Source organism: Rhodocyclus purpureus, assembly GCF_016653115.1.
GTDB classification, from domain to species: Bacteria; Pseudomonadota; Gammaproteobacteria; order Burkholderiales; family Rhodocyclaceae; genus Rhodocyclus; species Rhodocyclus purpureus.
In genome coordinates this window covers 1-11,269 of the sequence record NZ_NHRX01000067.1, presented here as the reverse complement: position 1 = coordinate 11,269, position 11,269 = coordinate 1, and the positions used below count along the sequence as shown (strand labels likewise).

Here is an 11,269-nt window from a genome sequence, read left to right as displayed (position 1 = left end):
CTGGATCGCCACGCCCTGCGGGCTCGCGATGACGGGCTGCTGATCGCGCCAAGACCTTTGCTTCGGCCCCTTCATCAATTCCGTCATTGCGAGGCGCGTAGCGCCGTGGCAATCCAGCGCGTTCTTCTCACTCAGCGCCCTTGTCGGCTTCCGCGTGCGACCGAACATCAGCCCTACGCACTGGATCGCCACGCCCTACGGGCTCGCGATGACGGGCATCAGCCCCACGCACTGGATCGCCACGCCCTGCGGGCTCGCGATGACGGGCTGCGGATCGCGCCAAGACCTTTGCTTCAGCACCTTCATCAATTCCGTCATTGCGAGGCGCGTAGCGCCGTGGCAGTCCAGCGCGTTCTTCTCACTCAGCGCTCTTGCCGGCTTCCACGTGCTATCCAACATCAGCCCCACGCACTGGATCGCCACGCCCTGCGGGCTCGCGATGACGGGCTGCTGATCGCGCCAAGACCTTTGCTTCGGCCCCTTCATCAATTCCGTCATTGCGAGGCGCGTAGCGCCGTGGCAATCCAGCGCGTTCTTCTTACTCAGCGCCCTTGCCGGCTTCCTCGTGCGCCCGAACATCAGCCCTACTCACTGGATCGCCACGCCCTGCGGGCTCGCGATGACGGGCTGCTGATCGCGCCAAGACCCTTGCTGCGGCCCCTTCATCAATTCCGTCATTGCGAGGCGCGTAGCGCCGTGGCAATCCAGCGCGTTCTTCTCACTCAGCGCCCTTGCCGGCTTCCACGTGCGACCCAACCTCAGCCCTACGCACTGGATCGCCACGCCCTGCGGGCTCGCGATGACGGGCTACTGATCGCGCCAAGACCCTTGCTTCGGCCCCTTCATCAATTCCGTCATTGCGAGGCGCGTAGCGCCGTGGCAATCCAGCGCGTTCTTCTCACTCAGCGCCCTTGCCGGCTTCCACGTGCGACCGAACATCAGCCCTACTCACTGGATCGCCACGCCCTGCGGGCTCGCGATGACGAGCTTGCCCTCGCCGTTAACACCTAACACCTACCCCCCTAACACCTAGCACCTAACCCCTAACACCTACCCCCTAACCCCTAACACCTCATGAAAATCGCCATCGCCGGCACCGGCTACGTCGGCCTCTCGAATGCCGTCCTCCTGTCGCAGCACAACGAAGTCGTCGCCCTCGACATCGTCCCCGAGAAAGTCGAGATGCTCAACCAGAAGCGCTCGCCGATCGAAGATGCCGACATCGAGCACTACCTGCGCGACAAGCCGCTGAACTTCCGCGCCACGCTCGACAAGCACGACGCCTACGTGGGTGCCGAATACGTCATCGTCGCCACGCCGACCGACTACGACCCCGAGACCAACTACTTCAACACGCGGTCGGTCGAAGCCGTCATCCAGGACGTGCTGGCGATCAACCCGCAGGCGACGGTGGTGATCAAGTCCACCATCCCGGTCGGCTTCACCGTAAAGGCCCGGCAGAAATACGGCTGCGACAACCTGATCTTTTCCCCTGAATTCCTGCGCGAAGGCAGGGCGCTGTACGACAACCTGCACCCCAGCCGCATCGTCGTCGGCGAACAGTCCGAACGTGCCCGCACCTTCGCCGGCCTGCTGCAGCAAGCCGCAATCAAGCAGGACATCCCCGTCCTGTTCACCGGCAGCACCGAAGCCGAGGCGATCAAGCTCTTCGCCAACACCTATCTGGCGATGCGCGTCGCCTACTTCAACGAGCTCGACACCTACGCCGCCACGCACAAGCTCGATACCCGGCAGATCATCGAGGGCGTCGGCCTCGATCCGCGCATCGGCCCGCACTACAACAACCCCTCTTTCGGCTACGGCGGCTACTGCCTGCCGAAAGACACCAAGCAGATGCTCGCAAACTTCCAGGACGTGCCGCAGACCCTGATCAGTGCCATCGTCAGCGCCAACAGCACGCGCAAGGACTTCGTCGCGCAGGACATCCTCAGCCGCAAGCCGAACGTGGTCGGCGTTTACCGGCTGGTGATGAAAGCCGGCAGCGACAACTACCGCGCCAGCAGCGTGCAGGGAATCATGAAGCGGCTCAAGGCCAAGGGCGTCGAAGTCATCGTCTACGAACCCGTCCTCCACGAGCCCGACTTCTTCCGCTCCCCCGTCGTCAACGACCTCGCCGCCTTCAAGCAACGCTCCGACGTCATCATCGCCAACCGTCTCACCGACGACCTCCGCGACGTCACCGACAAAGTCTACACTCGCGACCTCTTCGGCATCGACAGCTAACCAGCGCCTAACGCCTACCCCCTAACACCTAGCACCTAACACCGAAGAACAAATGCGCAACTACAACCCCCGCCAACGCATCCTCGTCACCGGCGGCGCCGGTTTTCTCGGCTCGCACCTGATCGACCGCCTGCTCGAACGTGGCGACGAAGTCGTCTGCGCCGACAACCTGTTCACCGGCACCAAGCGCAACATCGAACACCTGCTCGACCACAAGCACTTCGAGTTCATCCGCCACGACGTCACCTTTCCGCTCTACGTCGAGGTCGACCAGATCTACAACCTCGCCTGCCCGGCAAGCCCGATCCACTACCAGCACGACCCGGTGCAGACCACCAAGACCAGCGTGCACGGCGCGATCAACATGCTCGGCCTCGCCAAGCGGCTCAGGGCGCGCATCTTCCAGGCCAGCACCTCAGAGGTCTATGGCGACCCTTCAGTCCATCCGCAAACCGAGGAGTACTGGGGCAACGTCAACACCATCGGCCCGCGCAGTTGCTACGACGAAGGCAAGCGCTGCGCCGAAACGCTCTTCTTCGACTACCACCGCCAGCACAAACTCGACATCCGCGTCGCCCGCATCTTCAACACCTACGGCCCGCGCATGCACCCCAACGACGGTCGCGTCGTCAGCAACTTCATCGTCCAGGCACTGAAGGGTGAGGACATCACGCTCTATGGCGATGGCCAGCAGACGCGCAGCTTCTGCTACGTCGACGACCTCATCGAAGGCTTCATCCGCTTCATGGACCTGCCGGCAGGCGAGAGCGGCGCGCCCGGCTTCCCCGGCCCGATCAACCTCGGCAACCCCGGCGAATTCACTATCCGCCAGCTCGCCGAAAAAGTCATCGACCTCACCGGATCAAGCTCCCAACTCGTCTTCCGCCCCCTCCCCGCCGACGACCCCATGCAACGCCAACCCGACATCACCCGCGCCAAGCAATACCTGAACAACTGGCACCCCCAAGTCCACCTGGAAGAAGGCCTCCGCAAAACCATAGCCTACTTCGACCAACTCCTAACAGACCCCTCCTAACACCTAACCCCTAACACTTAGCCTCCGGCACTTCGCACCGAATTCATGCCTTCCCACGACAACGCCTACAAGCTCATCTTCAGCCATCCAACAATGGTCGAAGACCTGCTGCGCGGATTTGTGCACGAAGAATGGGTTAATAAGCTTGACTTCCGCACGCTGGAGAAAGCCAGTGGAAGCTATGTCAGCGACGATTTGCGCGATCGCGAAGACGATATCATCTGGCGAGTCAAACAACGCGGCGAGTGGATATACATCTACCTGCTCATCGAATTCCAGAGCAGTAACGATCCCTGGATGGCGCTGCGCATCATGGTGTATGTTGGGCTTCTCTACCAAGATCTGATCAAGCGCAAGGAAGTCAGCACGCCGAGCAAACTGCCGCCTGTCTTCCCTGTGGTCATTTACAACGGCGAAGTACCCTGGACCGCACAACGTGACGTCGCCGATTTGATCGAGAGCCTGTCCGGCGGACTGGATGCCTACCGACCGAGCATTCGCTATCATGTGCTCGACGAAGGTCGAGTGACCGATCTTGCTGAAGACAACACCGTCAGCGACGTAATCCGTCTTGAAACGGGCCCCGATACCGAGCAACTGCAGCGCGTGATCGCAGCGCTGACCCGGCGCCTGAACAGCCCTGAAAACACCGAACTTCGCCGCGCGCTTACCGTCTGGATCAATCGTGTGGTGCTCAAGCGGCTGATCCCCGGCACCGAACTGCCGAAGGTCAATGAACTCAAGGAGATCGAAACCATGCTCGCTGAACGCGTTGTCACATGGACCGAAAACTGGAAGCGTGAAGGCATGCAGCAAGGCATGCAGCAAGGCATACAGCAAGGCATGCAACAAGGCATGCAGCAAGGCGAGCGAGTTCTGCTCGCACGCCTGCTTCAGCGCCGCTTCGGCCCGCTCAGTCCCGCCATCCATGCCCGACTCGAAGATGCCACCCCGGAGCAGATCGAGCAATGGGCCGACAACATCCTCGACGCCACCTCACTTGAGGCGGTTTTTACCACGCACTGATCTCGACCCAAGATCAACAACCGCGGCCTTTCACCGCTGTTCCCCAAGCGTGTCCCAAAACCGGAAGCCGTGCTCACTAACCCCTAACCCCTAACACCTAACCCCTAACACCTAACCCCTAACCCCTAGCACCAAAAAACCATGTGCGGCCTAGCCGGCATCTTCCCCCACGCCGAAACCGCCCCCCCCGTAAACCGGGAGGAGCTCCTCCGCATCCGCGAGCGAATGCGCGCGCGCGGCCCCGACGCAGCCGGCCTCTGGATCTCTGAAGACCACCGAATCGGCCTCGCCCACCGCCGCCTGGCGATCATCGACCTCACCGCCGAGGGCGCCCAGCCGATGGCCAGCGCCGACGGCCGCTATCAGATCGTCTTCAACGGCGAGATCTACAACTACCGTGAACTCAAGGCCGACCTGCAAACGCAGGGCGTGCCGTTTCGCAGCCACTCCGACACCGAAGTCCTGCTCCAGCTCTACGCCCGCGAGGGGAAAGCGATGCTCCACAGGCTGCGCGGCATGTACGCGTTCGCGATCTGGGACACGCAAGAGCAATCCCTCTTCCTCGCCCGCGACCCCTTCGGCATCAAGCCGCTCTACCTGCACGACGATGGCAAAACCCTGCGCTTCGCCTCGCAGGTCAAGGCGTTGCTCGCGGGCGGCGCCATCGCCAGGGACATCGACCCCGAAGGAGAACTCGGCTACTGGATTTGGGGCCACATCCCCGAGCCGCACACCCTCTACAAGAACATCCGCGCCTTCGAACCCGGTACCTGGCTCAAACTGCACCGCAACGGCCGCCGCGAGACCGGCACCTTCGAAACGGTCGCGAACCTGCTGATGTTGGAAAACGAACCGTCTTCGCGCGGACCAACAGCCGACTCGGCCACCCAGCAGCACTCCCTGCGCGAAGCCCTCCTCGACAGCGTCCGCCATCACCTCATCGCCGACGTTCCCGTGGGGGTCTTCCTCTCCGCAGGCATCGACTCGACCACGCTCGCCGCACTGGCTGCCGAATGCGGCGGCACCCTGCATACCGTCACGCTTGGGTTCGAGGAATATCGCGGCACCTCATCCGACGAAAGCGTCCTCGCCGAACAGGTTGCCCGCCAGTACGGTGCCCAGCACCAAACCGTGTGGATCAGCCGCGACGACTTCCAGGACGCCTTCGCCGAGTTCATCGATGCGATGGACCAACCGAGTTTCGACGGCCTCAACACCTGGCTCGTCTCGCGCGCAGCGGCACAACTCGGCCTCAAGGTGGCCATCTCCGGCCTCGGCGGCGACGAATTCTTCGGCGGCTACCCGTCCTTCCGCCAGATCCCGCAGATCCGTCATCTGGCCAGACCGTTCGCCCCCATTCCCGGCCTTGGCAAGCTCACCCGCCAGGTCAGTGCCCCGCTACTGCGCCGCTTCACCAGCGAGAAATACGCCGGCTTGCTCGAATACGGTGCCACCTGGCAAGGCGCCTACCTGCTGCGCCGCGCCCTGCGCATGCCGTGGGAACTGAAAGAGCACTCGCCCGAAGATCGGGCATTGCGAGTAATCCGCCACTGCCAGCCCAGCGAAACGATCAGCCCGTTGGCTGACCACGCCGTCGTCTCCTGCCTCGAAGCCTCGAACTACATGCGCAACCAGCTACTGCGCGATTCCGATTGGGCCGGCATGGCGCACTCGATCGAACTGCGCGTGCCGCTGGTCGACGTCGAACTCACCCGCCACATCGCCTGGCAGCGAAAGGCAGGGCTGCCGTACAGCAAGCAGGATCTGGCAGGCGCCGCGCGGCCAGCCCTGCCCTCGGAGATCGTCAACCGTCCCAAGACCGGCTTCACCGTCCCCGTGCGCGACTGGATGCGCCCAAATCCCGCGTCGCAGGCCAAGCAACCCGAACGCGGCCTGCGCGGCTGGCAGCAAGTGGTGATGAGCAGTTTCCTGCACGCATCAGAACCGGGACCAGCTTGAAGAAGGCAAAAACATGATCAAGTCATTCAAGTTCGAAAACTTTGGTCCCCTCACCGATGTCGGCGGGCATAACCTTGGCCCGATCAACGTCTTTATCGGCCCCAACAGCAGCGGCAAGACCTTCTTGCTGAAGGCGCTCTACGCCATGATTCGCGCGCAGGAAGAAACCGGCCGCGGTGACGACCCGCGTGACTTTGGCCAAGTGCTCAGCGACAAGCTGTACTGGACATTCCAGACCGACAAGCTGGGCGACCTGGTGCAAAAAGGTGGCGGCAAGCGCCTGAAGGCGACTCTCACCCAGGATGACAACTCCAGTCTGGTACTTGAATTCGGTCCCGACACCCAGCGCAAAGTCATTCCTATCCATAACAACCTCCCAGAGCGCCAGGCCAACTCCATCTTCCTGCCGCCGAAGGAAGTGCTCTCGCTTGCCAAGGTCATCATCAAGTCAGGCTTGCAAGACAAGGTATTCGGATTCGACGCCACCTATGTCGACTTGGTGCTCGCCCTGCAGAACCCTACCCAGCGCGGTCGCAACTACGACGCTTTCTCACGCTCGCGCCAGAAACTGGAATCGATGTTCCAGGGCTGGATCGAATACCAGTCGGAAGGGGACAAATGGGTCTACCGGCAAGGCAACAGCCGCTTCTCGATCAACGTCACCGCAGAAGGCATCAAAAAGATTGCCATCCTCGATACCCTGCTGGGCAACCGTTACCTCTCGCCCGCCTCGATGGTCTTCATAGACGAACCCGAATCCGCCCTGCATCCTACCGCGATCAGCCAGTTGCTTGAAATCATCGAGCAACTCGCGTCCGTTGGCATACAGTTCTTCATCGCCACGCACTCCTATTTCGTGGTCAAGAAACTGCACTTGCTGGCGCAGCGCGAGAAGATCAGCATACCCACCCTGGTGGCCGACCCGAAAAACAACTGGAAACAGTTCGACCTGTGTCAAGGGATTCCTGACAACGAAATCATCAACGAATCGATCCGGATCTTTGATGCCGAACTGGAGCTGATCGGGTCATGAGCCTTACGATCCGCGAATCAGGCATGGACTTCGGCCCCTTCCCTCGCGAAAATATCTTCGAGCTGGAAAAGGTGCTGAAGGAACTCGAGTTTGGCGAGCATGTAAGCATGGTGGAGTTCATAGTGCGCAAAGACAGCCCGGCACGTAACAGCATCGTTTTCGTGGAAGCCAAAAGCTCGATACCGCGCCAGCATGATAAATTCATGGGCGAGATACGCACCAAAATGCAGCACGCCATTACCACCTGGTTCGCTGCAGTCGCGGGGCGCCACCCAAAAGTGCTGGCAAAGATACCTGCCAAACTCAACCAAGTCGACCACCTCAAGCTGCCACTGGAATGCTTCCTGGTCATCCCAGGCATACCGGACAAAATGCTGCCCCAATTCTCGGAAAAATTCAGACAGACACTGGTGTCCGAACGCAAGCTCTGGTCCATACCGGATGTGAACATCCAGGTCCTCAACGATAAAAAAGCGCAAAAAGTCGGCCTGATCGCGCCAACGCCGCCCCTGGCCCGGTAAACCGATGAACATCCTCTTCCTCGCCACCGACGCCTACGGCGGCCACGGTGGCATTGCCTACTACAACCGCTGCCTCGCCGAAGCGCTCGCAGAGATACCCAGCGTCGAACAAGTCACGCTGCTGCCGCGCATCGTCAAGGAGGCGCCGGCAGGCATCCCGGACAAGGTCAGCTTCAAGGCCGAGGCCGCCGGCAGCAAGGGGCGCTACCTGCGGGCGCTGGCAGCACAGTGGGTAAAGCCTTGCGACCTCGTCATCTGCGGCCACATCAACCTGCTGCCGCTTGCTACAGCCTACAGCCTCGCCAAGCGCGTGCCGCTGGTGCTGCAGGTGCACGGCATCGACGTCTGGCAAGCCCCGAACGCCTTGCGTCAAGCCTGCCTCAAGCGGGTAAGTGCCATCTGGTCGGTCAGCCAGTTCACCCGCGACCGCATGAACACCTGGGCCAAGCGCCCCCTAACCCTTTACACCCTAACCCCTAACACCTACCACCCCGAACGCTACGGCATGGCCCCCAAGCGCCCCGACATGCTGCAGCACTACGGCCTGCAAGGCAAAAAAGTCATCCTCACCCTGGCGAGGCTCGACCCGCGCGAGCGCTACAAGGGCGTCGACGAAGTCATCGAAGCGCTGCCCACCTTGCTCCTGCAGCAGCCTGACCTCTGCTACCTCGTCGCCGGTGACGGCGACGACAAGGCAAGACTGATCGCCAAAGCCAAGAGCCTGGGGGTGGCCGAGCAGGTCGTCTTCGCCGGCTACGTCCCCGAAGCGGAAAAGGCCGACCTCCTGCGCCTGGCCGACGTCTTCGCCATGCCCGGGCGCGGCGAAGGCTTCGGCATCGTCTACCTCGAAGCCATGGCCTGCGGAGTGCCGGTCGTCGGCAGCCAACTCGACGGCAGCCGCGATGCGCTGAAAAACGGTGAACTCGGCCAACTGGTGGACCCGGACGAGCCCGCCGACCTGCGGCGTGGCTTGTTGCAGGCTCTAGAGGCCCCCAGACAGATACCCGTCGGCCTGCAATATTTCGCGTGGCCACTGTTCGCCCAACGTGTTGCGGGAGCGGTCGGCGATGTGCTCGCCCACTAACCATCGCTCTGCCTGAACGAAACCTTTTCATTAAAAAATGCGGTCGGATCATCCGCAGCAACGAAATAGAACGTAATGCTGAGCAACCAAACCATCCTCGTTACCGGCGGCACCGGATCATTCGGTCACACCTTCGTCCCGATGACCCTCGCCAAATACAACCCCAAAAAGATCATCATCTTCTCACGCGACGAGATGAAGCAGTGGGAGATGGCAAAGCTCTTCCAGGGCGACTCGCGCGTGCGCTTTTTCATCGGCGACGTTCGCGACAAGGACCGTCTATACCGCGCGCTCGACGGTGTCGACTACGTCGTCCATGCCGCAGCCACCAAGATCGTCCCGACCGCCGAATACAACCCCTTCGAGTGCGTCAAGACCAACATCAACGGCGCGATGAACCTGATCGACGCCTGCATCGACAAGGGTGTCAAGCGCGTGGTGGCGCTGTCCACCGACAAGGCGAGCAGTCCTGTCAACCTCTACGGCGCCACAAAACTCGCTTCCGACAAGCTCTTCGTCGCCGGCAACTCCTACTCGGGCAGCCACGCGACCCGCTTTGCCGTGGTTCGCTACGGCAACGTCATGGGGTCGCGCGGCTCTGTCATCCCTTTCTTCACGTCGATCAAGGATAAGGGCGTGCTGCCGATCACCGATGCACGCATGACCCGTTTCATGATCTCGCTTGAGCAGGGCGTCGAACTCGTCTGGCACGCCTTCGACGACATGGAAGGTGGCGAGATCTATGTCAAGAAGATCCCGTCCATGAAAGTCACCGACCTCGCCACTGTAGTTGCCCCCGGGGCGCGCCAAGAGGTAGTGGGTATCCGCCCCGGAGAAAAGCTACACGAGCAGATGATCGGCGTCGAAGACGCCTTCTACACCTACGAATACCCCGAGCACTTCAAGATCCTGCCCGCCATCAACGGCTGGGACACCTGCCAAAAGCGCATCAAGGACGGCAAGCGCGTACCCGAAGGGTTCAGCTACACCAGCGACAACAACAACGAATGGATGCAGCCGGCCGAGCTGCAAGCCTGGATCGACGCCAACCGCGCAAAGATCGGGAGCCTCTGAGGATGATCCCCTACGGTCGCCAGGACATCACCCAGGCTGACATCGACGCCGTCGTCGGTGTGCTGCGCTCCGACTTCCTCACCCAGGGGCCTATGGTGCCGCGCTTCGAGCAGTTGGTGGCCGAACATGTCGGCGCCCGGCACGCGATTGCAGTCAACAGCGCAACCTCGGCGCTACACATTGCCTGCCTGGCGCTCGGTCTTGGGCCCGGTGACTGGCTGTGGACCACGCCGATCACCTTCGTCGCCTCGGCCAACTGCGGCCTGTACTGCGGCGCGCAGGTCGACTTCGTCGATATCGACCCACACACCTACAACATGTGCCCGCTGGCACTGGAACGCAAGCTGATTGAAGCCGAAAAAACAGGCAAATTACCCAAAGTGGTGGTGCCAGTGCACCTGTGCGGCCAGCCTTGCGACATGGCAGCCATTCACGCGCTCAGCCAGCGCTATGGCTTCAAGATCATTGAAGACGCGTCGCATGCCATTGGAGGCAAGTACAAAGACGAATTCATTGGCAATGGCCGTTACAGCGACATCACCGTGTTCAGCTTCCACCCGGTCAAGATCATCACCACCGCTGAAGGTGGCATGGCGCTAACCAACGATGCAGAACTCGCCAACAAGATGGCCCTGCTGCGCAGCCACGGTATCACCCGCGACCCGGCACAGATGACGAACGATTCAGACGGACCCTGGTATTACCAGCAGATTGATCTCGGCTTCAACTACCGCATGACCGAGTTGCAGGCCGCACTCGGCGTCAGCCAGATGGCCCGCCTCGACCAGTACGTCGCCCGCCGCCACGCGCTTGCCGCACGCTACGACACGCTGCTCGCGGACCTTCCGGTGATCACGCCTTGGCAGCATCCGGACAGCTACTCGGGCCTGCACCTCTACGTCATCCGACTGCAGCTCGGCCAGATCGGCAAGACACACCGCGAGGTGTTCGAATCGTTACGCGAGCAAGGCATCGGCGTGAATTTACACTACATTCCGGTGCACACCCAACCCTACTATCAGCAGATGGGCTTCAAGTCGAATGACTTCCCCGAGGCCGAGGGCTATTACGCCGAAGCTATCAGTCTGCCAATCTATCCACTTATGACGAATGCAACACAGGACGAGATTTCGAACGGACTAAGAAGTTTGTTGGTTTAATTTAGGGAAACGCTGAATAAAGAGCCAATCCGAGCCGGTGAGCCTCGCAAATTTCGCGATTGCCTATTTCTTGAGCAGCTTATCAGTCAGTTTTACGATTTTCGACCTCAAATCCGTGCTTTTCAGGGCTTT

General features: G+C 61.1%; 11 protein-coding genes. 9 read left to right on the top strand and 2 right to left on the bottom strand.

What is annotated here, in order from left to right; genetic code table 11:
• Both CCR84_RS16355 and CCR84_RS14905 read right to left on the bottom strand, forming a co-directional pair.
• Window positions 1-192, bottom strand: a 192-nt coding sequence (locus CCR84_RS16355) for a hypothetical protein (protein ID WP_207186302.1), incomplete at its 3' end; no start/stop codon positions are given.
• A 3-nt stretch (window positions 193-195) separates the two neighbouring features.
• Window positions 196-579: a hypothetical protein gene (locus CCR84_RS14905; protein ID WP_201213928.1), complete on the bottom strand. Its 384-nt coding sequence runs from the start codon at window positions 577-579 to the stop codon at window positions 196-198.
• A gap of 495 nt (window positions 580-1,074) precedes the next feature.
• Here CCR84_RS14905 and CCR84_RS14900 point away from each other — a divergent pair, with 495 nt between their 5' ends.
• The 9 genes from CCR84_RS14900 to pseC all read left to right on the top strand — a co-directional run bounded on the left by CCR84_RS14900 (window position 1,075) and on the right by pseC (window position 11,137).
• Entirely contained in the window at window positions 1,075-2,244 is a 1,170-nt protein-coding gene (locus tag CCR84_RS14900; RefSeq protein ID WP_201213926.1) for a nucleotide sugar dehydrogenase, read from the top strand.
• 52 nt (window positions 2,245-2,296) lie between these two features.
• Window positions 2,297-3,280 carry a UDP-glucuronic acid decarboxylase family protein gene (locus CCR84_RS14895; RefSeq protein WP_201213919.1) on the top strand — a complete coding sequence of 328 codons (984 nt, stop codon included), beginning with the start codon at window positions 2,297-2,299 and terminating at the stop codon, window positions 3,278-3,280.
• 45 nt (window positions 3,281-3,325) lie between these two features.
• Complete coding sequence (locus CCR84_RS14890; protein ID WP_201213917.1) at window positions 3,326-4,306, top strand: Rpn family recombination-promoting nuclease/putative transposase; 981 nt, start codon at window positions 3,326-3,328, stop codon at window positions 4,304-4,306.
• A 141-nt stretch (window positions 4,307-4,447) separates the two neighbouring features.
• Window positions 4,448-6,265 carry an asparagine synthase (glutamine-hydrolyzing) gene (gene asnB / locus CCR84_RS14885; RefSeq protein WP_201213914.1) on the top strand — a complete coding sequence of 606 codons (1,818 nt, stop codon included), beginning with the start codon at window positions 4,448-4,450 and terminating at the stop codon, window positions 6,263-6,265.
• A 13-nt stretch (window positions 6,266-6,278) separates the two neighbouring features.
• A complete protein-coding gene (locus CCR84_RS14880; RefSeq protein WP_201213912.1) occupies window positions 6,279-7,298 on the top strand; it encodes an AAA family ATPase in 1,020 nt (339 codons plus the stop codon).
• A complete protein-coding gene (locus CCR84_RS14875) occupies window positions 7,295-7,819 on the top strand; it encodes a hypothetical protein (protein WP_201213910.1) in 525 nt (174 codons plus the stop codon). Before CCR84_RS14880 ends, CCR84_RS14875 begins: the two co-directional genes overlap by 4 nt.
• A 4-nt stretch (window positions 7,820-7,823) precedes the next feature.
• A complete protein-coding gene (locus CCR84_RS14870; protein WP_201213908.1) occupies window positions 7,824-8,903 on the top strand; it encodes a glycosyltransferase family 4 protein in 1,080 nt (359 codons plus the stop codon).
• A gap of 75 nt (window positions 8,904-8,978) precedes the next feature.
• Window positions 8,979-9,977 (top strand): UDP-N-acetylglucosamine 4,6-dehydratase (inverting), encoded by a 999-nt coding sequence (gene pseB, locus CCR84_RS14865; RefSeq protein ID WP_201213906.1) that lies wholly within the window; start codon window positions 8,979-8,981, stop codon window positions 9,975-9,977.
• A gap of 2 nt (window positions 9,978-9,979) precedes the next feature.
• Window positions 9,980-11,137, top strand: a complete 1,158-nt coding sequence (gene pseC, locus CCR84_RS14860; protein ID WP_201213893.1) for a UDP-4-amino-4,6-dideoxy-N-acetyl-beta-L-altrosamine transaminase — start codon at window positions 9,980-9,982, stop codon at window positions 11,135-11,137.
• Window positions 11,138-11,269 lie beyond the last annotated feature (132 nt).